The organism is Brevibacterium sp. Marseille-P9724 (assembly GCF_902500275.1).
In the GTDB taxonomy this organism is placed as follows: Bacteria; Actinomycetota; Actinomycetes; order Actinomycetales; family Brevibacteriaceae; genus Brevibacterium.
Genome location: NZ_LR722991.1, coordinates 157394 through 179617, shown reverse-complemented (window position 1 = coordinate 179617; position 22224 = coordinate 157394). Strand labels below are relative to the sequence as shown.

Here is a 22224-nt window from a genome sequence, read left to right as displayed (position 1 = left end):
GGAGCCTAGAAAATGCCTCGTAGCTTGAAGAAGGGCCCCTTCGTTGACGAGCACCTTTTCCAGAAGGTCGCCGCTCAGAACGAAAAGGGCACCAACAACGTAATCAAGACGTGGTCGCGTCGCTCGATGATCATCCCGGACTTCCTGGGACACACCATCGCGGTCCACGACGGACGCAAGCACGTCCCGGTGTTCATCACCGAATCAATGGTCGGGCACAAGCTCGGCGAATTCGCACCGACGCGGACGTTCCGCGGCCACGACAAGGACGACCGCAAGGGCCGCCGCGGCTGAGCCGCGCCCCTACGCGTCCTATAAGGAGAGAAGGAAACGATGGAAGCCAAGGCGAAGGCACGCTTTCTGCGTGTGACGCCCATGAAGGCTCGGCGTGTCGTTGACCTCGTTCGTGGTCAGCAGGCAACCGAAGCCCTCGCGATGCTCAAGTTTGTTCCCCAGGCTGCATCTGAGCCTGTCTACAAACTCGTCGCATCGGGCATCAGCAACGCCCGTCAGGAAGCTGACAAGCTCGGCGTTGCATTCAATGAAGACGACCTCGTGATCTCAGAGATCTACGTCGATGAAGGACCGACCATGAAGCGGTTCCGTCCTCGCGCCCAGGGTCGTGCACACCGCATCGACAAGCGCACCAGCCACATCACCGTGGTCCTCACGGACGGCTCGGACGCTGATGGGAAGGAGAACGCCTGATGGGTCAGAAGATCAACCCCACCGGGTTCCGGATGGGCATCACCACCGATCACCGTTCGAAGTGGTTCTCGGACTCGACCGTTAAGGGTCAGCGCTACAAGGACTACGTCGGCGAAGACATCCGCATTCGCAAGATGCTCGAAACCGACCTCGAACGCGCGGGCCTTGCAAAAATCAACATCGAGCGCACCCGTGACCGTGTTCGCGTGGACATCCACACGGCACGCCCCGGCATTGTCATCGGCCGCCGGGGTGCGGAAGCCGACCGCCTGCGCTCCAAGCTTGAGAAGCTCACCGGCAAGCAGATCCAGCTGAACATCCTCGAAGTCAAGAACCCCGAGGTCAATGCACAGCTGGTCGCCCAGGGTGTAGCAGAGCAGCTTGCCAGCCGCGTGGCATTCCGCCGCGCTATGCGCAAGGCAATCCAGTCCGCACAGCGCGCAGGTGCCAAGGGCATCCGCGTGCAGTGCTCCGGCCGTCTCGGCGGCGCTGAAATGAGCCGTTCGGAGTTCTACCGCGAAGGCCGTGTGCCGCTGCACACCCTGCGGGCGAACATCGACTACGGCTTCTACGAAGCGCACACCACCTTCGGCCGGATCGGCGTGAAGGTCTGGGTCTACCGCGGCGACATGACTGACAAGGAACTTGCCGCTCAGGAAGCTGCACAGACCAACCAGCGCGGCGGACGCGGTGGACGCGGACGCGGCCGCGGTGGACGCGGACGCGGCGGTCAGGGCGCAGCTCAGCAGAAGAACGACAATGCTGCAGCTTCGAAAGAAGCCGCAGCCGGAACGGAGGGCTGACACGTGCTGATCCCTCGTCGTGTTAAGTACCGCAAGCCGCACCACCCCAGCCTCGACGGCTACGCCAAGGGCGGAACCGAACTGGCATTCGGTGAATGGGGCATTCAGGCACTCGACGCCGCTTATGTGACCAACCGTCAGATCGAAGCTGCTCGTATTGCCATGACCCGCCACATCAAACGCGGCGGCAAGGTCTGGATCAACATCTTCCCGGACCGTCCCATTACCAAGAAGCCCGCCGAGACCCGCATGGGCTCCGGTAAGGGCTCACCCGAATGGTGGGTTGCACCCGTCAAGCCCGGACGCATCATGTTCGAGCTCGGCGGCGTTTCGGAAGAAGTGGCTCGCGAAGCTCTGCGGCTTGCCATCCACAAGCTTCCGATGAAGGCCCGCATTGTTTCTCGTGAAGGTGGTGAATGACGTGGCAGTAGGATCCAAGGATCTGACCATGGACGTTCTCGACGGCTACAACAACGAACGTCTGGGCGAAGAGCTCAAGAAGGCAAAGGCTGAACTGTTCAACCTGCGCTTCCAGGCCGCAACCGGCCAGCTCGACAACCCCGGTCGCGTGAAGGCCGTCCGGAAGGACATTGCACGCATCTACACCGTGCTTCGCGAACGCGAGCTTCTGCTCCGCACCAACCCGGCTGACGCTAAGGAAGAGGGCAAGTGATGTCTGAAGTGACAGAAACCACCCAGCGCGGCAGCCGTAAGACCGCGCGCGGCTACGTTGTGTCTGACAAAATGGACAAGACCATCGTGGTTGAGGTCGAGCGCCGCAAGCAGCACCGCCTGTACGGCAAGATCATGCGCACGACCACCAAGTTCAAGGCCCACGACGAAGACAACACCGCTGGTGTTGGCGACCTCGTGCGTGTTGCTGAGACCCGCCCGTACTCGGCAACGAAGCGCTGGCGACTCGTAGAGATCATCGAGCGCGCCAAGTAATTCGCGGCCACCGGCTGCGGTCCGCCCCGGTCCCGCCCCCACTCCTGGGGGCGGCTACCGGGGAACCGCACACGGGCACTGTAAACACAACCGTTCCGCAAGGCTCATAAAGAGAACCAGCGAGACGACAGGAGAAGACATTGATCCAGCAGGAGTCGCGACTGAAAGTCGCTGACAACACCGGTGCCAAGGAGATCCTTGCCATCCGGATCCTCGGGGGTTCAGGACGTCGCTACGCGTCCGTCGGCGACACGATCGTCGCTACGGTCAAGGACGCAATCCCCGGCGGCAACGTCAAGAAGGGCGACATCGTCAAGGCCGTTGTTGTGCGCACCCGCAAGGCGCAGCGTCGCAACGACGGTTCGTACATTTCGTTCGACGAAAACGCAGCCGTCATCCTCAAGACCGACGGTGAACCGCGCGGCACCCGCATCTTCGGCCCCGTGGGCCGTGAGCTGCGCGAAAAGAAGTTCATGAAGATCATCTCGCTCGCACCGGAGGTGTTGTAAGAATGACGGCACCTAAGCTGCACATCAAGAAGGGCGACACCGTTCAGGTGATCGCCGGTGCAAAGCAGGAGCGCGGAGGCGACCGCGGCAAGCAGGGCAAGGTTCTGGCCGTGTACCCCGAACGCCAGCGTGTTCTGGTCGAAGGCGTCAACCGCATCACCAAGCACAAGCGCGCCACTCAGACCGCAGCCGGCGCTACTGCCGGAGGCATCGAGATTCACGAAGCTCCGATTCACGTTTCGAACGTCATGCTCGTTGACCCCAAGGACAACAAGCCGACCCGCGTGGGCTTCCGCGAGGAAAAGGTTGAACGCGACGGCCGCACCAAGACCGTCCGCGTCCGCTACTCGCGTCGTACCGGAGAGGACATCTGATGACTGAAGCAACAGCAACCAGCCGTCCTGCACCTCGACTGCGCGAGTTCTACCGCAACGAGATCGTCGCGAAGATGCAGGAGGAGTTCAACTACGCGAACCCCATGCAGGTTCCCACGATCGAAAAGGTCGTCGTGAACATGGGAGTTGGTGACGCCGCCCGCGACTCGAAGCTCATCGAAGGCGCAATCAACGACCTGACCCTCATCACGGGTCAGAAGCCGGTTGTCACCCGCGCACGCAAGTCGATCGCACAGTTCAAGCTGCGCGAAGGCCAGCCGATCGGCGCTCACGTCACGCTGCGCCGGGCGCGCATGTGGGAGTTCCTCGACCGCACCATTTCGCTGGCACTGCCGCGTATCCGCGACTTCCGCGGACTCTCGGACCGCCAGTTCGACGGCAACGGAAACTACACCTTCGGCCTGACCGAACAGTCGATGTTCCACGAAATCAACCAGGACAACATCGACCGCGTTCGCGGTATGGACATCACGATCGTCACTACCGCCAAGACCGACGAAGAGGGCCGGGCGCTTATCAAGCACCTGGGCTTCCCCTTTAAAGCAAACTGAACCACTACGTTGAAGGTCCGTGTCGATCCACAATCGGAAACGGCACAGAAACCGCAGCGAGGAAGGGCTAAAGCCCAATGACTATGACTGACCCAGTCGCAGACATGCTTACGCGTCTGCGCAACGCCAACTCGGCGTACCACGAGGATGTCAGCATGCCCCACAGCAAGCTGAAGGCGAACATCGCCGACATTCTCAAGGCCGAGGGCTACATCGCCGACTACCGCGTCGAAGACGCCCGCGTCGGCAAGACTCTGGAGATGGACCTGAAGTTCGGCCCGAACCGCGAACGTTCGATCGCCGGCCTCAAGCGCGTCTCGAAGCCCGGTCTTCGCGTCTACGCCAAGAGCACCAACCTGCCGAAGGTTCTCGGCGGTCTCGGCATCGCGATTCTGTCCACGTCGTCCGGTCTGATGACTGACCGCACGGCAGCTAAGAAGGGTGTGGGCGGGGAAGTCCTCGCCTACGTCTGGTAAGGGAAGGAGAGAGCACAATGTCACGTATCGGCAAGCGCCCCATCTCCGTTCCCAGCGGTGTTGAGGTCAAGATCGACGGCCAGACCGTCAGCGTGAAGGGCCCCAAGGGCGAACTGAGCCACACGGTTGCTGAACCGATCAAGGTTGAGCTCGAAGACGGCGTCATCACCCTTGAGCGTCCGAACGAGGAGCGCGAATCTCGCGCCCTGCACGGTCTGTCGCGCACCCTGGTCGACAACATGATCGTCGGTGTGACCCAGGGCTACGAAAAGAAGCTCGAGATCGTCGGCACCGGCTACCGTGTTCAGGCGAAGGGCAGCGACATCGAAATGTCGCTGGGCTACTCGCACTCGATCCCGGTTGCCGCCCCGCAGGGAATCACCTTCACGGTTGAGGGCAACAACAAACTCACCGTCAGCGGAATCGACAAGCAGCTTGTCGGCGAAGTCGCTGCGAACATCCGCAAGCTTCGCAAGCCCGAACCCTACAAGGGCAAGGGTGTCCGCTACGCAGGCGAACAGGTTCGCCGCAAGGTTGGAAAGGCTGGTAAGTAACCATGGCCTTCGGATTGAAGAAGAGCCGCGGCAAGTCCAAGACTGCTGCACGCAACCGTCGCCACGCCCGTCTGCGCAAGCACATCAACGGCACGCCCGAACGTCCGCGTCTTTCGGTGACCCGCTCGTCGCGTCACGTGTTCGTCCAGGTCATCGACGACGAAGCCGGCAATACCGTTGCTTCGGCCTCGACTATGGAAGCCGAGCTGCGTTCGTTCGACGGCGACAAGACCGCAAAGGCACGCAAGGTCGGCGAGCTCATCGCCGAACGTGCGAAGGCCGTCGGTGTTGAGGCTGTTGTGTTCGACCGCGGCGGCAACGCCTACCACGGCCGTGTGGCCGCAATCGCAGAGGGCGCACGTGAAGGAGGTCTGGCGCTGTGAGCAACGAAGAGAAGACAAACCAGACTGAGCAGCAGAACCCCGATCGCGGTCGCGGTCGCGGTCGCGGCCAGGGCGGTCGCCGCGGTGGACGCGGTGAGCGCGAAGACAAGAACCAGTTCATTGAGCACGTTGTCACCATCAACCGCGTGTCCAAGGTTGTGAAGGGCGGACGCCGTTTCTCCTTCACCGCCCTGGTCGTTGTGGGCGATGGCGATGGCATGGTCGGAATGGGCTACGGCAAGGCCAAGGAAGTTCCCGCGGCCATCGCCAAGGGTGTTGAGGAAGCGAAGAAGAACTTCTTCCGCGTCCCCCGCATCGAGAAGACCATCCCGCACCCGGTGCAGGGTGAAGACGCCGCGGGCGTTGTCCTGCTCCGTCCGGCTTCGGCCGGTACCGGTGTTATCGCCGGTGGTCCTGTCCGTGCCGTCCTCGACTGCGCTGGCATCCACGACATCCTTTCGAAGTCGCTGGGTTCGGCAAATGCGATCAACATCGTGCACGCCACCATTGCAGCGCTGAAGGGCTTGGAGCGTCCGGAAGAAGTCGCGGCTCGCCGTGGCCTGCCGGTTGACGAAGTTGCTCCGCACGCTCTTCTGCGCGCAGCAGAAAGCGGGGCAAGCGCCTGATGGCTAAGAAGCTGAAGATTACGCAGATCAAGTCGACGATCGGTGGCAAGCCGCAGCACCGTGAAACCATCCGCACTCTCGGTCTTAAGCGTCTGAACCACTCGGTGGTTCGCGAGGACCGTCCCGAGGTTCGCGGTATGGTGAACGCTGTTCGCCACCTGGTCAAGTGCGAAGAGGTGGACTGACATGGCTGAAGAACGTGCACTCAAGCTTCACCACCTGCGCCCCGCTGAGGGCGAGAAGACCGCCAAGCACCGCTACGGTCGTGGTGAAGCAGGCAAGGGCGGTAAGACCGCAGGCCGCGGAACCAAGGGCACGAAGGCCCGCTACCAGGTTCCCCACGGCTTCGAGGGCGGACAGACGCCGCTGCACATGCGTCTGCCCAAGCTGCGCGGTTTTAAGAACCCGAACAAGGTGACCTACGCGGTCATCAACCTGGACAAGCTGCAGGCGCTGTTCCCGGAAGGCGGCGACATCACGGTTGCCGATCTGGTGGAAAAGGGTGCTGTCCGCGCCAAGCAGCCCGTCAAGGTTCTCGGTGAGGGTGAACTCACCGCGAAGATCAACATCACGGCTGAAAAGTTCTCCGGTTCCGCGATCGAAAAGATCAAGGCTGCCGGCGGTACTGCAACTGAAGCCTGATTGACGGCAGCTTAGGCTGTCTGATTTCGCTGACGAGGCGGAGGTCACCTTGATCTCCGCCTCGTCTGTTTTTGTTTTGGGAAGCGTTGGGCGACGTGCCGGTCGCCTGGTATGTCAGATTCGGGTTTGCTTGGCCTGTTGGAGCGGAGTAAAGTACCTGCGGTATCTGTCTGCGGAATTGTCGTGCCTTGAGTTTGTCCAGGGTGCGGGTTCTTGATCTCAGGAGGACGTTTGTTCGGCGCTATCGGTAGAGCCTTCCGGACCCCGGATCTGAGGAACAAACTCCTCTTCACTTTGGGCATTATTGTGCTCTTCCGCTTGGGCAGCTTCATTCCTGCGCCGGGCATTGACTATGCGAACGTTCAGCAGTGTGTTTCGAATCCGCAGCTGAATTCGGGTGCCTTCGGCATGATCAACCTGTTCTCCGGCGGTGCGCTGCTGAAGCTGTCTATTTTCGCGTTGGGCATCATGCCCTACATCACCGCTTCGATTATCACGCAGCTTCTGCGCGTGGTCATTCCGCGCTTTGAGGCGCTGCACAAGGAGGGTGCTTCCGGGCAGGCCAAGCTGACGCAGTACACCCGCTATATGACTATTGGTCTGGCTGTTCTCAACGCTACGACTCTGGTGACGACTGTGCGCACCGGTGCTCTGTTCGGCAATGTCGAAGGCTGTGAAAACATCATTGTGCGCGATGAGTGGTGGGCGCAGCTGATCATCGTTCTCACCCTCACGGCGGGCACTGCCCTCATTATGTGGCTGGGTGAGCAGATTACGGAGCGCGGCGTGGGCAACGGCATGTCGCTGCTGATCTTCACGTCGGTTGCTGCTGGCTTCCCGACCGCATTCGGCGAGATCCTCAAGTCGAAGGGCCCGGACGTCTTCGCGATTGTCTGCTTGGTCGGTCTGCTGGTTGTGGCGCTGGTTGTCTTTGTTGAGCAGTCGCAGCGTCGCATTCCGGTGCAGTATGCCAAGCGCATGGTGGGCCGCCGTATGTTTGGGGGCACTTCGACCTACATTCCGATCAAGGTCAACCAGGCCGGTGTTATCCCGGTCATCTTCGCAAGCTCGATTCTGTACCTGCCGCAGCTCATCTCTCAGTTCGGCAACCCTGAATCCGGTTGGGTGCAGTGGATCCACACCTACCTGGCCCGGGGTGATCACCCGCTCTACATGGCCATCTACGCCGGTCTGACTATTTTCTTCGCGTTCTTCTACGTTGCGATCACCTTCAACCCTGAAGAAGTCGCCGACAACATGAAGAAGTACGGCGGTTTTGTTCCGGGCATTCGCGCCGGCAAGCCCACTGAGGACTACCTGCGCTTTGTCCTCAACCGCATCACGACTCCCGGTTCGCTTTATCTGGCGTTCGTGGCCATGATCCCGCTGATCGCCTTGGTGCTCGTGGATGCCAATCAGGACTTCCCGTTCGGCGGCACGTCGATCCTCATTGTTGTGGGTGTCGGCCTTGAAACGGTCAAACAGATTGATTCGCAGATGCAGCAGCGCCATTACGAGGGCCTTCTGCGCTGATCTGCCGCTGAGCTCACACAACCCTTTGATCCAGCGCACAGACCCGAATCCCGACCCAGCTGTTGGGGTTCGGGTCTGTGCGCTTAGGTAGCATTCGATTAGGAACACATCGGAAGGACGCACATGACAAAGCGCATCATCCTCATCGGCCCTCCTGGCGCAGGTAAGGGCACCCAGGCAGCCAGGCTCAGCTCCGCACTGTCGATTCCCGCTATTTCGACCGGAGACATCTTCCGCGCGAATGTTAAGGGCGAAACCGAGCTGGGCAAGAAGGCGAAGCGCTACATGGATGCCGGCGAGTACGTGCCGGACGAGGTCACCAATTCGATGGTTGCCGACCGTTTGCAGCAGGATGACGCAAAGGACGGTTTTCTGCTTGACGGCTACCCTCGCACTGAAGCTCAGGTGAATGAACTTGACTCCATGCTGGAAGCCTCCGGTCACAGCCTGGACGCTGTTGTCGAACTGACCGCTGACACCGATGAGATTGTCGGCCGTCTGCTTGCTCGCGCGCAGACCGAAGGCCGTTCGGACGACACCGAGGACGTCATCCGTCACCGTATGGATGTCTACGAAGAGCAGACTCAGCCGCTGACGGACATTTACCGCCGTCGTGGTCTGCTTCGCCAGGTTGACGGCTTGGGGGAGATCGAGGCGATTACGGAACGGATTATGAAAGCGCTTGAGGGCTGATGTTCGGTCCTAAGATCGAACTGAAGACGGACGACCAGATCCGCACTATGCGCCGTGCGGGTCTGGTCACCCGGGCGGCTTTGGAAGCCGCTGCGGCCGCCTGTGTGCCCGGGGCGACGACGGAGGACGTTGACGCAGCTGGCGCGCGGGTGATCGAGGAGCACGGCGCTACGTCGAACTTCTTGGGCTACATGGGTTATCCGGCCACTCTGTGTGTTTCGGTCAATGACGTCATTGTGCACGGTATTCCGTCCGATGGCATTGTCCTCAAAGAGGGCGACATGGTCTCGATCGACGGCGGAGCGATTGTCGACGGCTGGCACGGCGATTCCGCAATCACGGTGTTTGTCGGCGGGCGCGAGGCCGCACGCAAGCAGGACCTGCGGGTGTCCGATGCCACGGAAGAGTCCATGTGGGCAGGTATCGCGGCATTTGCGCGCGCTAAGCACATCGACGAAATCGGTGCGGCCATTGAGGCTTGGGTGCTGGATAACGCACCTGAGCTCCACGGCGGACTGATCGAGGACTTCACGGGCCACGGCATTGGCTCGCAGATGCACATGGAACCAGAAGTGCTGAATTACGCGGTCAAGAAGCGCGGCCCGAAGATCAAGTCGGGTATGGCCATCTGCATTGAGCCGATGCTCACCACCGGCGGTGCTGACAGCCGCACGCTTGATGACGAATGGACTGTCGTAACTGCTGACGGTTCCCGCGCATCTCATTGGGAGCACACTGTTGCTCGCCACTCCAAGGGTATCTGGGTGCTTACCGCTCCGGACGGCGGTAGAGAGCGTTTGGCGCGCTACGGCGTCGAGCCGGTCCCTTTGGATTGACCTGTACTTCTTCAGGACAAGGCAGACAGCAGCGGCTTCCCGCTCCGCTTATGCTTGTACGGTCTTCAGCTGCTGCTTCAGTCAGAATTTGCAGCGCAGAGTGTCGGCCGGCCTGGTATGGCGGTTGTCTTCGGCCCTAATACCCCGGGCCCGCTGCTGGGCCTTCTTTTGGGCCTTCGCTTAGGTAATTGTTACTTGATCGATATTTAGATGCACATATCGTTATACGCATGAAACAAATGGGTTCTTTGCGAAGGCGCCGCGCAACATCGTTTTTTGTAGCAGCAGTAATGTCCCTGGCAGTCGGAATGGGTGCGCCCTCTTATGCGGATACGGGAAGTGAGCCTGCCCCGGAGCGGGCTTCTGGCGACAAGCACTACCCAGAACTGGCGAAAACGCTGTTCAAAAAGGGTGAGGGTGAATACCGGATCACAGAACCGAAGTCCGGCGGGAAGTCCGCTGGCAAGGTTCCGGCAGGTCTTGAGGCCTACTACAGCCAGAAGATTGATTGGTCGGCAGAAAACTGTGCTGACCTGGGTGCTGAGGACGCTTCCAAGCGCATCGGACGTTCTGCTGAGTGCGGCTACATGATCGCTCCCATCGATACGAAGAACCCTGACAAAGGCAATATTGCAATTGCGGTGCAGCGCGTTAAGGCCGGCAAGGTGACATTCGGCAAAGACGATAAGGGCCAAACCGTTGCGACGGGGTTCAAGCCCAACCCCAATCCGAAGGGCTCTGTCTTGCATAACCCGGGCGGGCCAGGCCAGTTGGGCCTGGAGCTTGCAGCTAAGCAGGCTGAGGAACAGCCGAAGCTGGCAGAAGACTTCGACATGATCGGCTTCGACCCGCGCGGGGTTGGCGTTTCGATGCCGTTTTCTGAGTGTGCGACTGACAAAGAGCAGGACGCATCGCGGCAGCTCAACCCGTGGACGGACGGACAGCGCAGGGCTGACGAAATCTTCTACTCCGATACTAAAAAGCAGACCGAGGCATGCTTCAAGAACACGGGCAAACTGTTTGGGTTGGATGCCGAAGGTCGCAAAAACCTTATTAAGCACCTGGGAACCTGGGACGCTGTCGACGACATGGATATCCTCCGATCTGTCGTCGGCGATGAAAAGCTCCACTACGTCGGCTGGTCATACGGAACGGCAATGGGCTACCGCTACGCACAGAAGCACGGGGATAGTGTCGGTCGGCTCGTTCTCGATGGTGCCGTCGACATCGGCGACACGTCAGCTGGAAAGCAGATGGCCGGCAAATCTGCTTCACGCGGTGGCAACCACACCAGTGTGGCCAGTGCGAACAACTCAACTAGAGCAGGTGGGACGGCTGATGTCGAAGGCCTGACGCACGATCAGAAGTACGAAGTCAAGCGTGCGGCCGGGTTCCAGGACACCTTCGAGCAGTTTGCGCGTGACTGTGTGACCAAGGGTCGTCAGGGCAAAACCTACGGTGAACTGTGGCCGGATGTCTTCGGCGGAAGTGAGATCGCAGACGAAGCGTTTAGCTGTGCTCTGGGCGACAACTATGACGCCAGACAGCTGAGTGAGAACAACGCCAAGCTGCTGCAGACGCTCGAGACTGCTGGCGGCGGTAAGGGTCTGCCTACGGGAAGCGCAGAAGACAAGCGTCGTGTCACTTTCGGAGCAGGTCGACTGGGCGTGTATCAGGCGCTGTATTCCACCGGTCTGTGGCCTCAGCTGAACCATGGGCTCAATGAACTCAAAGAGGGTGAGTCTGCTGGCGAGCTGATGAGTCTGGCTGACATGTATGAGGGCCGAGACGATTCTGGCCGCTACGACGCTTCTTCCGCGGCGTTTGACAATATCCGATGCACTAACTCCAATAGCGCGGATGAAGTCAAGGGCGAAGCCAAGCGTGAGCAGGTCAGGAAGTTCTCAGAAGCCTATGACGAGGCTGCCCCATTCCAGCGAGCCACTGTTTCTGCCGGGCGATACGATCCTTGCGATTTCTGGCAATTCACCAGCATGCTGCCGAACTCGGAGAAGCTTTCAGATGTGCCCAACATCCTGGTCGTCTCCACTTCGCACGACCCGTCAACCCCTTACGCAGCAGGTGTGAAGATGGCAGAGGCCATTGAAGGTTCGCTTCTCAGCGTTTCGGGCAGCGAGCACTCTGCCTACTTGGGGCGCGATACCTGTGTTGACAAGACTGTCAACGACTATCTTGCCAGCGGCAATCTCCCTCGTTCAGGCAGTTTCGGCAAGAAACTCGACAGGCCGGACCGGGCGACAGACCACCGCGGCAAGACCACTGCGCTGCCAAACCAGTGCAATATGAAGAGTTTCCACTCGGGGGTCCGCTTGTCGGACAGTGAAGCGCAGGTGGGCGACTCGGTCGGCTACACCTCTTCCCAATTGGATCCAGAATCTGATTACAGCCTTCAGGTGGGCGAAGAAGAGAAAGCCTTCACCACAGACAAGGACGGCAACTACTCTGGCGAATTCACAGTGCCGAACGGTCTCAAGGCTGAAGAAACAGCTGACGTCAAGGTGACGGATTCCAAGGGCAAGACTGTGAACACCTTGGGTCTGAAGATCCTCGGTGAAGACAAACCGAAGGACGAGGCATCGACATCGGATGCATCAACTGACGAAGCGACATCATCAGCTTCTGCCGATGGTGCAGCTGATGACGGTGAAGCCAAGGATAACGACCCCAAGGACGACGACGCGGAGAGCCCGATTTCGGCTGACGGTGGGCAAGACGGCAATGGTCTGCTGCCGCGGACGGGTGCTGAGCTTGCGGGCATCCTGGTGATTGCTGTTGTGCTGTTGGGTGCTGGTGCTTGGGCAGTGGTGCGCAGTCGTCGCAGGCTGGGCTGATCAGCATGCAGCTGAGTTGATCGGTTTGCCGCTGGGTTGATCGGCATTCCGTAGGCCTGTGGGACGGGTGTTCAGGTGACTGAGCACCCGCCCTTGTTGGTTGTGTGTGGGGTCCTTTTTTAGGCCTGTTATTGGGTCTGATTTTGGCTTTGTGTGGTGTTGGGCGGGGCTACTGTTGCCTGTTATGACCCCGTTTAATTCTTTGCTCAGGCGCTGCGCACATTCTGTGTTTGCTGCGGTTGCTGTTACGTCTCTTGCTGTTGGTGTAGGTGTGCCGGTTGGTGCGAGCCCGGTTGGCGACGACTCTTCGGAGCCGGCACCGGAATCACCAAGTGCTGGTCCAAGCCATGAACCTACGGATGAGGCTGGTGAGTCTGCCTCGGATCAGCCGTCTGGTCAGCCGAAGGAGGATGCGTCAGAGGCTGAGTCGCCGAAGGGCAAGCCTTCTGAGAAGTCTGGTCAGAAGGATGCTGCTAAGGAAGCGAAGGCGGATGAGCATTATCCGGAGCTTGCCAAGAAGCTGTTTAAGAAGGGGGAAGGGCGCTATGAGATTCCTGCCCCGAAGCCTGGTGGTAAGTCTGCTGGTAAGGTTCCGGCTGGTTTGGAGGCGTATTACAGTCAGAAGATTGACTGGTCTGCCAAAAACTGTCAGGACCTTGGCTACGACGAGCCAGCTGACATGGTTGACATGCTCGGGCGTGCTCCTGAGTGCGGTTACATGATTGCGCCGATTGATGCGAAGAACCCGGGCAAGGGCAACATCGCAATTGCGGTTAAGCGCATGAAAGCCGGAAAACTGGAGCACCTTAAAGACAGTGTGAAGTTCACACCGAATAAAAAGCCGCAGGGCTCCATCCTGTTTAATGCCGGACGCCCTGGCCAGTCCGGCCTGAGCCACGCCGAAGGACAGGCGTACACCAATTTCGAGATTGCCGAAAACTTCGACATGGTGGGTTTCGATCCCCGTGGTGTTGGCGATTCTATGCCGTATTCGGAGTGCGAATCAGATAAAGAGCGGGATGCTTCGCGTGCTTTGAATCCGTGGAAGGACGGCAGGGACAAAGCTGAAGAGGTCTACAATGCCGATACCAAGAAGACTGCTCAGGCGTGTTTTGACAACACCGGGAAGCTGTTTGGTCTTGATGCTGAGGGCAGGAAGAACCTGATTAAGCACCTGGGTACCTGGGATGCTGTTGGCGATATGGACATGCTGCGTTCTGTGGTCGGTGATAAGAAGCTGAACTACGTCGGTCAGTCCTATGGAACCTCGTTGGGGTACCGCTATGCCCAGAAGTTCGGCGACAATGTGGGCAAACTGGTGTTTGACGGTGTTGTCGACCCAGGTGATGCTGAGGACGCCAAGGCGCTCAAAGAGGTCAATGAACGCTCAGACCGTTTTGCTGATCTTGAAGACCCCGAGGCGGCACCAACTGGCGCAGACAAAACTGAAACGTCCGCATCTGGCGGGGGCAAAGCCAGTGGCAAACCTGACCTCGATGGCCTGAACGCCAATCAGAAGAAGGCTGTTGAAGAGGGTGCGGGTCTCCAGAATGCCTTTGAAGAGTTTGCCAAAAACTGTGTTGCCGTGGGCCGGGAAGGCAAAACCTACGGCGAACTGTGGCCTCACGACTTTCAGTATACGCCGGACGAGAATAGAATCTTCCGGTGCGCTTTGGGTGACACTAACGATGTCAAGGTGCTTACTGAGAACAACACGAAGCTTCTGCAGAAGCTTGAAACGGCTGATGGTGGCAAGGGCTTGCCTACTGGGCGAAAAGGTGACAAGCGTCGTGTGACGTTTATGGAAGGCCGTATGGGGATGCTCCAGGGGCTCGAGGGCACCGACTATTGGGGAAACTTGAATCTCGCGCTGAATGAGCTCAAAGAGGGCAAGTCCGCGCCTATGCTGTTGCAACTTGCTGACTGGGATAACAGTCGCTACGACGGCCACTACGATCCGACACGGGCAGCGGGAATCAATATTCGGTGTACGGATTCTAATGGTGCGGATGAGCCGGTGGATGAGGCGAAGCTTGCTCGGGCGCGTAAGTTTGTTGAGGCGTATGATGCTGTTGCGCCGTTCCAGCGGGCGAGTGTTTCGGCAGGCAGCTATGACGTGTGTGACTTCTGGAAGTTCAAGGGCACGTTGCCGAAGCCGCAGAAGTTGTCGAAGGTTCCGAATATTCTGGTGATTTCGACGACGCATGATCCTGCTACGCCGTATGCCAATGGTGTGAAGATGGCGGAGATGATTGACGGTTCACTGCTGAGTGTGTCCGGGGTTGACCATGGCGCCTTCGGTGGCCTCACGTCGACCGCTCCGGGGCCGGAGTGTGTGGATACGACTGTTCATGCGTTTTTTAATAAGGGTCGTGTGCCGCGTGATGGTGAGTTTGGTGAGAAGTTGAAGAAGCCGGATTCTGCGAAGGATCATCGTGGTAAGACTGTGACGTTGTCGAAGCGGTGCAAGATGCAGACGTTCCGTGCGGATGGTTTTGTGTTGTCGGCTTCGAAGGCTCATGTGGGTCAGGATGTGCGGTTTAGTGTTTCGCGTCTTGATCCGAAGGCTGAGTATGTTCTGACGATCGGTAAGAAGCGTCAGAAGTTTAGGACTGATGGCAGTGGTAATCATTCTGGTGTGTTTACTGTGCCGAAGGGTCTGAAGGCTGGTTCGACGGTTGAGGTTGCGGTTGTGAACGGGCAGGGTTCGACTGTGAAGAGTGCTGGGCTGAAGATCGTGGCTCAGGGCTCATCGGACAAGAACCCACCAGCAGCCGGTGGTGCGGCTGAACAAACCGCATCTGGTGGTGATTCCACTGGTGCCAGCGCGGACAGTGGCAGCGCGGATGGTTCGGCTTCTTCTGATGAGGCCAAGAGTGGTGATAGTCCGCTGCCGCGTACGGGTGCGAGCGTTGCGGGGATTCTTGTGATTGCTGTTGTGCTGTTGGGTGCTGGTGCGTGGGCTGTGGTGCGCAGTCGTCGCAGGCTGGGCTGATCAGCATGCAGCTGAGCTGATCGGTATTCCGTAGGCCTGTGGGGCGGGTGTTCAGGTGACTGAGCACCCGCCCTTGTTGGTTGTGTGTGGGGTCTTTTTTTGGGCCTGGTTTTGGGTCTGATTTTGGCTTTGTGTGGTGTTGGGCGGGGCTACTGTTGCCTGTTATGACCCCGTTTAATTCTTTGCTCAGGCGCTGCGCACATTCTGTGTTCGCTGCGGTTGCCGTTACTTCTCTTACTGCCGGTTTGGGTGTGCCGGTTGGTGCGAGCCCGGTTGGTGATGCTCCGGCAGAACCGGCACCGGAATCACCGAGTGCTGGTCCAAGCCATGAACCCACGGATGAAGCTGATGAACCAACCGATCAGCCGGAGGACTCCGCACCCGAGGAGGAACCGAACTCGTCAGACATCGATAGCCCTGATGAACCTGATCAGAGCGATAAGGCTGACGACAACAAGCCTGCAGATCAGTACTACCCGAAGCTTGCCAAGAAGCTGTTCAAAAAGGGGGAGGGCCGTTATGAGGTCCCTGCTCCGAAGCCTGGCGGTAAGTCTGCTGGTAAGGTTCCGGCTGGCTTAGAGGCGTATTACAGTCAGAAGATCGAGTGGTCTGCCAAAAACTGTCAGGACCTTGGCTATGAGGACCTGTCCGACATGCTCGGGCGTGCGCCTGAGTGCGGCTACATGATTGCGCCGATTGATGCGAAGAACCCAGACAAGGGCAACATCGCAATCGGAGTTATGCGCGTCAAGGCCGGCAAAGCAGTGAGCAATAAGTACGGCACGAAGTTCACGCCGAACAAAAAGCCGCAGGGGTCTATCCTGTTGAACCCTGGCGGCCCCGGTGGGGCAGGCATGCCGCTGGCCATTGCCCAGGCCGACGCCCAGCCAGACCTGGCCGAGAACTTCGACATGGTGGGTTTTGATCCCCGTGGTGTGGGTGCGTCTATGCCGTATTCGGAGTGTCAGTCGGATAAGGAGCGGGATGCTTCGCGTGCTTTGAACCCCTGGAAAGACGGCAGGGACAAAGCTGAGGAAGTCTACAACGCTGATACCAAAAAGACTGCTCAAGCGTGTTTTGACAACACCGGGAAGCTGTTCGGTCTTGATGCTGAGGGCAGGAAAGACCTGATTAAGCACCTGGGTACCTGGGATGCTGTTGGCGATATGGACATGCTGCGTTCTGTTGTCGGTGATAAGAAGCTGAACTACGTCGGCTGGTCCTACGGAACATCTCTGGGGTACCGCTATGCCCAGAAGTTCGGCGACAATGTCGGCAAACTGGTCTTCGATGGTGTTGTCGACCCCGGCGATGCTGAGGCAATCAAGGCTTTGAAAGAAGTCAATGAGCGCTCAGACCGTTTTGCCAACCTGGAAAACCTCAAATCGGCGCCCGCTCGATCAGATAAAGCTGGCGCGGGCAAGGCTGACAGAACCAAAAATTCTAAGGGCAAGGCCAGTGAAAAAGCTGACCTCGATGGACTGACCCCCGACCAACAGGACAATGTCAATCAGGGTGCGGGGTTCCAAGACACCTTTGAGGAGTTTGCCAAGGACTGTGTTGAAAATGGGCGCAAAGGCAAAACCTATGGCGACCTGTGGCCGTCGGCATTTCGAGGCACCCCTTTCAGCAAAGAGCCTTTCACCTGTGCTTTGGGTGACAGTGATGATGTCAAGGTGCTCAGTGAGAACAATGCCAAGCTTCTGCAGAAGCTTGAAACAGCCGATGGGGGCAAGGGACTGCCTACTGGATGGGAAGATGACAAGCGTCGTGTGACGTTCATGGACGGACGTACCGGTGTGGTCCAGGCGCTGTACTCCAGCGAAAACTGGCCGGACCTGAACTATGCGCTGAATGAGCTTAAAGAAGGCAAGTCCGCCGGCGTGTTGATGGCTCTCGCTGATCAATACGAAGGCTATGACGAGGACCAGCACTACAGCGGCATGGCTGCGGCGTTCACGAACATTCGGTGTACGGATTCTAATAGGGCTGATGAGCCGGTGGATGAGGCGAAGCTCGCTCGGGCGCGTAAGTTTGTTGAGGCGTATGATGCTGTTGCGCCGTTCCAGCGGGCGAGTGTTTCGGCAGGCAGCTATGACGTGTGTGATTTCTGGAAGTTCAAGGGCACGTTGCCGAAGCCGCAGAAGCTGTCGAAGGTGCCGAATATTCTGGTGATTTCAACGACGCATGATCCTGCTACACCGTATGCCAATGGTGTGAAGATGGCGGAGATGATTGACGGTTCACTGTTGAGCGTGTCCGGTGCTAACCACGGATCCTATGGAAGCTACGCTCCGGGTCGGGAGTGTGTGGATACGACTGTTCATGCGTTTTTCAATAAGGGTCGTGTGCCGCGTGATGGTGAGTTTGGTGAGAAGTTGAAGAAGCCGGATTCTGCGAAGGATCATCGTGGTAAGACTGTGACGTTGTCGAAGCGGTGCAAGATGCAGACGTTCCGTGCGGATGGTTTTGCGTTGTCGGCTTCGAAGGCTCATGTGGGTCAGGATGTGCGGTTTAGTGTTTCGCGTCTTGATCCGAAGGCTGAGTATGTTCTGAAGATCGGTAAGAAGCGTCAGAAGTTTAGGACTGATGGCAGTGGTAATCATTCTGGTGTGTTTACTGTGCCGAAGGGTCTGAAAGTTGGTTCAACCGTTGAGGTTGCGGTTGTCAATGCGCAGGGTTCGACTGTGAAGAGTGCTGGGCTGAAGATCGTGGCTCAGGGCTCATCGGACAAGAACCCACCAGCAGCCGGTGGTGCGGCTGAACAAACCGCATCTGGTGGTGATTCCACTGGTGCCAGCGCGGACGNTAGGACTGATGGCAGTGGTAATCATTCTGGTGTGTTTACTGTGCCGAAGGGTCTGAAAGTTGGTTCAACCGTTGAGGTTGCGGTTGTCAATGCGCAGGGTTCGACTGTGAAGAGTGCTGGGCTGAAGATCGTGGCTCAGGGCTCATCGGACAAGAACCCACCAGCAGCCGGTGGTGCGGCTGAACAAACCGCATCTGGTGGTGATTCCACTGGTGCCAGCGCGGACGGTGCGGGTGCGGACGGCTCGGCTTCTTCTGATGAGGCCAAGAGTGGTGATAGTCCGCTGCCGCGTACGGGTGCGAGCGTTGCGGGGATTCTTGTGATTGCTGTTGTGCTGTTGGGTGCCGGTTCGGCGGCGGCAGTCTACAGCCGTCGCAAAGCTCGAAGCTGAACGACAGTGACTTATCCAAACTGAATTGAGCACAAAGCGCTCGTGGGTCCTGCTGTCAGGGATCTGCGAGCGCTTTGTGCTTCTGATTCACCTCGTGAAGCTCACTGATGCTCCGCCTGTTGTCCAGTACTCGCCCCTTTCCTGGACGGTGCTGGTTTCGGGCCGATGAAGAGCGTCATGGTAGCTTCGGTCAGCTGGTCCGCGCTCAGGTGCAGCGCGTCAACGTCGATGTCGGTGCGGCCTGTGAGCACGGGATTGCGCATGAGCAGACCGCCGCTGCAGTCGCTGCCAGGCTTGCTCTGCGTGTGTCCAACCACGGCGTATACGTGATTGGGCGTGATCCGCACTTGCCTGCCGTTGTGCTCATCAGCCAGGGTGAAGCTGCGGCGCCGCGGCAGGGTCGCCGCGACAACGGGCCGTCCGCTGTCAAGAGCGTGCGCAGCTGCGCGAAGCGCTGCGCGGGCAAAGCCGGGCAGCGCCGGGATGGCCGCCCCGGGTGAGCCGAAAAGAAACTGAAAGCCCTTGAACGGCAGATGACCTTCGAGCCGCGAGCCGAGTACAGTCTGCGCCGCGGCTTCTATGAGGGTCGCGCTGTTGACCGTGCCATCACGAGACCCGCTGCGATCATGTGCGTGCGCGGGAATGTTTGTGGTGACGGGAGCTGACCCGACATCAACGATCGCGAGAGTGCCGGTGCTGTGCAGGATCAGGCGGTCGCAGAATCCGGAAACTGTGACCTCGCCGGCGATGAGCGGTGCCATGAGCCAGCACGTGCCCAGGGGACCCTGCCGAACATCTGCGCACTGCGTCACACTGGCTGGAAAGTCAAGCATATTCACTGTAGGATAGACAACTGGCTTGTGGGCTGTCGGCATTTCGTCTCCCATAACGCGCTTACTGCAGTTCAGAATAACGCCGGACCCAGTCCGGAGTCTGTTCGGCATTGAGCGCGAGAAACCGAAACGTCGCATCTACGGGCCGTACGGATAAGACACTCAATCCGCGGGATTCCGCGGGGAGCAGGGGTAAACGAACGATATGGCCAAAAAAGAAGGGGTCATTGAGATCGAAGGTACGGTCGTCGAGGCTCTGCCCAACGCGATGTTTCGCGTTGAGCTGACCAACGGCCACCTTGTGCTTGCGCACATCTCCGGAAAGATGCGTCAGCACTACATCCGCATCCTTCCCGAAGACCGTGTTGTAGTGGAGCTGTCTCCCTACGACCTTTCTCGTGGACGGATTGTCTACCGCTACAAGTAAGGATCTTTTGACACTCACCGCAACCACCCCTTGGGCTGGACCCGAGGGGCTTTGTGGTGACAAGAAGGAATAGCGATGAAAGTTAAGCCAAGCGTCAAAAAGATCTGCGACAGCTGCAAGGTCATCCGCCGCAACTCGGTGGTCATGGTGATCTGCTCGAACCCGCGTCACAAGCAGCGCCAGGGCTGATCAGCTAACGCAGATCGATGGGTTCGCTTCCCCTATGGGCAGGCGAGTCCACACCCAAGCAGGCATCGCCCCCTCGCAGCAGGACACCCTGCACAGCGAGGACGACACCCCCGGTTCGAGGGCCGGGGACCGGGTCTGGAGAAGACAACCGGACATGCCTGAGCAAGCACCTTCGAATATCTACATGGAGAAAACACATGGCACGTTTAGCCGGAGTTGACCTCCCGCGCGAAAAGCGCGTGGAAGTCGCCCTGACATACATTTTTGGTGTGGGCCGCACTCGTGCGAGCCAGACCCTCACGGAAACCGGCATCAACCCGGACATCCGCGTCAAAGACCTCACCGATGACCAGCTCGTGCAGCTGCGCGACTACATCGAAGGCACCTTCAAGGTTGAAGGCGATCTGCGCCGCGAGGTTGCAGCCGACATCCGCCGCAAGGTTGAGATCGGAAGCTACCAGGGTGTCCGTCACCGCCGCGGCCTGCCCGTCCGCGGTCAGCGCACCAAGACCAACGCGCGTACGCGCAAGGGTCCCAAGCGCACCGTTGCAGGCAAGAAGAAGTAAGCGTTCGAGTAGGAGATACAGATGCCACCCAAGTCACGAGCTGCTGCTCGCAAGCCCCGTCGCCGCGATAGGAAGAACCTGGTCAACGGCCAGGCTCACATCAAGTCGACGTTCAACAACACCATCGTTTCCATCACGGACCCCACCGGCGCCGTGATCTCCTGGGCTTCTTCTGGTGAAGTCGGATTCAAGGGTTCGCGCAAGTCGACCCCGTACGCAGCTCAGATGGCTGCTGAGTCTGCAGCCCGCCGCGCACAGGAACACGGCCTGAAGAAGGTCGACGTCTTCGTCAAGGGCCCCGGCTCCGGTCGCGAAACCGCTATCCGCTCGCTGCAGGCCACCGGTCTGGAGCTGGGCACCATTCAGGACGTCACACCACACCCGCACAACGGCTGCCGTCCGCCCAAACGCCGCCGCGGCTGAGTCTGCACAGCGTAACGAGTCCAGAACTCTTTAAGCGCGAACGTCATATAGCGGATGTTCGCTGAAAGGAAGCCCACGTGCTCATTGCACAGCGTCCCACGCTCACAGAAGAGGTTGTCTCCGATCTGCGCTCCCGGTTCGTCATCGAACCCCTGGAGCCCGGCTTCGGCTACACCCTCGGCAACTCGCTGCGTCGTACCCTTCTGTCCTCCATTCCCGGTGCCGCCGTCACCAGCATCCGCATTGACGGTGTGCTGCACGAGTTCACCACGGTTCCCGGAGTCAAGGAAGACGTCACCGAGTTCATCCTCAACCTGAAGTCGCTTGTCGTCTCCTCGGAATTCGACGAACCCGTCGTCGCATACCTGCGCAAGCAGGGTCCGGGCGATGTCACTGCCGCTGACATCAGCGCACCGGCCGGTGTTGAGATCCACAACCCGGACCTCTTCATCGCCACGCTCAACGACGAAGGCTCGCTGGACATGGAGCTGACGATCGAACGCGGTCGCGGCTACGTTTCGGCAGCTCAGAACAAAAACGCAGATGCTGAAATCGGCCGTATCCCGGTCGACTCCATCTACTCGCCCGTTCTGCGTGTGACCTACAAGGTCGAAGCAACCCGTGTCGAACAGCGCACGGACTTCGACCGCCTGGTGGTCGACGTTGAAACCAAGCCTTCGATTTCGCCGCGCGACGCACTGGCCTCGGCCGGTACGACGCTCGTCGAGCTCTTCGGCCTGGCCCGTGAACTCAACGTGGAATCAGAAGGCATCGAGATCGGTCCTTCGCCGGTTGATGCAGCTATGGCTGCCGACCTCGCGCTGGCCATTGAGAGCCTCGACCTCACGGTTCGCTCCTACAACTGCCTGAAGCGCGAAGGCATCCACACCGTCGGCGAGCTCGTCAGCCGCAGCGAAGCCGACCTGATGGATATCCGCAACTTCGGTTCGAAGTCGATCGAAGAAGTCAAGCAGAAGCTCGACGAGCTCGGCCTGAGCCTCAAGGACAGCGCCGCCTCCCTTTCCGAGCCCGCTGACGATGCTTCGTTCGTCGAGGACGAACAGTTCTAAGAATTTCCAAGG

27 protein-coding genes are annotated in these 22224 nt (G+C 59.0%); 26 read left to right on the top strand and 1 reads right to left on the bottom strand.

The window, feature by feature from the left end; translation table 11 throughout:
• The first annotated feature begins 12 nt into the window (after positions 1-12).
• From rpsS to GC119_RS03525, 21 genes are all read left to right on the top strand, one after another.
• Complete coding sequence (gene rpsS / locus GC119_RS03625; protein WP_026022711.1) at positions 13-294, top strand: 30S ribosomal protein S19; 282 nt, start codon at positions 13-15, stop codon at positions 292-294.
• Positions 295-333: 39 nt separating this feature from the next.
• A complete protein-coding gene (gene rplV / locus GC119_RS03620) occupies positions 334-708 on the top strand; it encodes a 50S ribosomal protein L22 (protein ID WP_019174641.1) in 375 nt (124 codons plus the stop codon).
• Positions 708-1511, top strand: a complete 804-nt coding sequence (gene rpsC, locus GC119_RS03615; protein ID WP_019174642.1) for a 30S ribosomal protein S3 — start codon at positions 708-710, stop codon at positions 1509-1511. The genes rplV and rpsC overlap by 1 nt, the downstream gene beginning before the upstream one ends.
• A gap of 3 nt (positions 1512-1514) precedes the next feature.
• Positions 1515-1931, top strand: a complete 417-nt coding sequence (gene rplP / locus GC119_RS03610) for a 50S ribosomal protein L16 (RefSeq protein WP_070424739.1) — start codon at positions 1515-1517, stop codon at positions 1929-1931.
• Position 1932: 1 nt separating this feature from the next.
• Positions 1933-2184, top strand: a complete 252-nt coding sequence (rpmC, locus tag GC119_RS03605) for a 50S ribosomal protein L29 (RefSeq protein WP_070573441.1) — start codon at positions 1933-1935, stop codon at positions 2182-2184.
• Positions 2184-2459, top strand: a complete 276-nt coding sequence (rpsQ, locus tag GC119_RS03600) for a 30S ribosomal protein S17 (RefSeq protein ID WP_026022713.1) — start codon at positions 2184-2186, stop codon at positions 2457-2459. Before rpmC ends, rpsQ begins: the two co-directional genes overlap by 1 nt.
• A 140-nt stretch (positions 2460-2599) precedes the next feature.
• Positions 2600-2968, top strand: a complete 369-nt coding sequence (gene rplN, locus GC119_RS03595; RefSeq protein WP_019174646.1) for a 50S ribosomal protein L14 — start codon at positions 2600-2602, stop codon at positions 2966-2968.
• 2 nt (positions 2969-2970) lie between these two features.
• Positions 2971-3342, top strand: coding sequence for a 50S ribosomal protein L24 (gene rplX / locus GC119_RS03590; protein ID WP_019174647.1), 372 nt, complete (start codon positions 2971-2973; stop codon positions 3340-3342).
• Positions 3342-3914, top strand: a complete 573-nt coding sequence (gene rplE / locus GC119_RS03585; RefSeq protein ID WP_070573443.1) for a 50S ribosomal protein L5 — start codon at positions 3342-3344, stop codon at positions 3912-3914. Before rplX ends, rplE begins: the two co-directional genes overlap by 1 nt.
• A gap of 77 nt (positions 3915-3991) precedes the next feature.
• The gene (rpsH, locus tag GC119_RS03580) at positions 3992-4390 is read left to right on the top strand and encodes a 30S ribosomal protein S8 (RefSeq protein WP_070573446.1); all 399 of its coding nucleotides are present in this window, start codon (positions 3992-3994) and stop codon (positions 4388-4390) included.
• Positions 4391-4407: 17 nt separating this feature from the next.
• Positions 4408-4944 (top strand): 50S ribosomal protein L6, encoded by a 537-nt coding sequence (gene rplF, locus GC119_RS03575; protein WP_070573448.1) that lies wholly within the window; start codon positions 4408-4410, stop codon positions 4942-4944.
• Positions 4945-4946: 2 nt separating this feature from the next.
• Positions 4947-5327: a 50S ribosomal protein L18 gene (rplR, locus tag GC119_RS03570; RefSeq protein ID WP_070573450.1), complete on the top strand. Its 381-nt coding sequence runs from the start codon at positions 4947-4949 to the stop codon at positions 5325-5327.
• Positions 5324-5953 carry a 30S ribosomal protein S5 gene (rpsE, locus tag GC119_RS03565; RefSeq protein WP_019174652.1) on the top strand — a complete coding sequence of 210 codons (630 nt, stop codon included), beginning with the start codon at positions 5324-5326 and terminating at the stop codon, positions 5951-5953. The genes rplR and rpsE overlap by 4 nt, the downstream gene beginning before the upstream one ends.
• Positions 5953-6138, top strand: coding sequence for a 50S ribosomal protein L30 (gene rpmD / locus GC119_RS03560; protein ID WP_070573452.1), 186 nt, complete (start codon positions 5953-5955; stop codon positions 6136-6138). Before rpsE ends, rpmD begins: the two co-directional genes overlap by 1 nt.
• A 1-nt stretch (position 6139) precedes the next feature.
• Positions 6140-6595 carry a 50S ribosomal protein L15 gene (gene rplO, locus GC119_RS03555; protein WP_070573454.1) on the top strand — a complete coding sequence of 152 codons (456 nt, stop codon included), beginning with the start codon at positions 6140-6142 and terminating at the stop codon, positions 6593-6595.
• 231 nt (positions 6596-6826) lie between these two features.
• A complete protein-coding gene (gene secY / locus GC119_RS03550) occupies positions 6827-8128 on the top strand; it encodes a preprotein translocase subunit SecY (protein ID WP_070573456.1) in 1302 nt (433 codons plus the stop codon).
• Positions 8129-8251: 123 nt separating this feature from the next.
• Complete coding sequence (locus tag GC119_RS03545; protein ID WP_070573458.1) at positions 8252-8821, top strand: adenylate kinase; 570 nt, start codon at positions 8252-8254, stop codon at positions 8819-8821.
• Positions 8821-9657 (top strand): type I methionyl aminopeptidase, encoded by an 837-nt coding sequence (gene map / locus GC119_RS03540; protein ID WP_151952458.1) that lies wholly within the window; start codon positions 8821-8823, stop codon positions 9655-9657. Before GC119_RS03545 ends, map begins: the two co-directional genes overlap by 1 nt.
• 290 nt (positions 9658-9947) lie before the next feature.
• Entirely contained in the window at positions 9948-12509 is a 2562-nt protein-coding gene (locus GC119_RS03535) for an alpha/beta hydrolase (protein ID WP_193215605.1), read from the top strand.
• 226 nt (positions 12510-12735) lie between these two features.
• On the top strand, positions 12736-15504 hold the full coding sequence (locus GC119_RS03530) for an alpha/beta hydrolase (RefSeq protein ID WP_226829228.1): 2769 nt from the start codon (positions 12736-12738) through the stop codon (positions 15502-15504).
• Positions 15505-15710: 206 nt separating this feature from the next.
• Positions 15711-18704: an alpha/beta fold hydrolase gene (locus GC119_RS03525; protein ID WP_193215604.1), complete on the top strand. Its 2994-nt coding sequence runs from the start codon at positions 15711-15713 to the stop codon at positions 18702-18704.
• A 101-nt stretch (positions 18705-18805) separates the two neighbouring features.
• On the opposite strand, the gene GC119_RS03520 is transcribed toward GC119_RS03525, so the two are convergent.
• A complete protein-coding gene (locus tag GC119_RS03520; protein ID WP_151952454.1) occupies positions 18806-19537 on the bottom strand; it encodes a hypothetical protein in 732 nt (243 codons plus the stop codon).
• A gap of 205 nt (positions 19538-19742) precedes the next feature.
• Between GC119_RS03520 and infA the strand changes: the two genes are divergently transcribed.
• The 5 genes from infA (at position 19743) to GC119_RS03495 (ending at position 22212) form a co-directional block, all read left to right on the top strand.
• Positions 19743-19964 (top strand): translation initiation factor IF-1, encoded by a 222-nt coding sequence (infA, locus tag GC119_RS03515; RefSeq protein WP_019174660.1) that lies wholly within the window; start codon positions 19743-19745, stop codon positions 19962-19964.
• Positions 19965-20039: 75 nt separating this feature from the next.
• Complete coding sequence (gene rpmJ, locus GC119_RS03510; RefSeq protein ID WP_019174661.1) at positions 20040-20153, top strand: 50S ribosomal protein L36; 114 nt, start codon at positions 20040-20042, stop codon at positions 20151-20153.
• A gap of 197 nt (positions 20154-20350) precedes the next feature.
• The gene (gene rpsM / locus GC119_RS03505) at positions 20351-20719 is read left to right on the top strand and encodes a 30S ribosomal protein S13 (protein WP_070573657.1); all 369 of its coding nucleotides are present in this window, start codon (positions 20351-20353) and stop codon (positions 20717-20719) included.
• A gap of 21 nt (positions 20720-20740) precedes the next feature.
• Complete coding sequence (gene rpsK / locus GC119_RS03500; RefSeq protein WP_070424735.1) at positions 20741-21142, top strand: 30S ribosomal protein S11; 402 nt, start codon at positions 20741-20743, stop codon at positions 21140-21142.
• A 77-nt stretch (positions 21143-21219) separates the two neighbouring features.
• On the top strand, positions 21220-22212 hold the full coding sequence (locus GC119_RS03495) for a DNA-directed RNA polymerase subunit alpha (protein WP_070573659.1): 993 nt from the start codon (positions 21220-21222) through the stop codon (positions 22210-22212).
• The last annotated feature ends 12 nt before the right edge of the window (positions 22213-22224 follow it).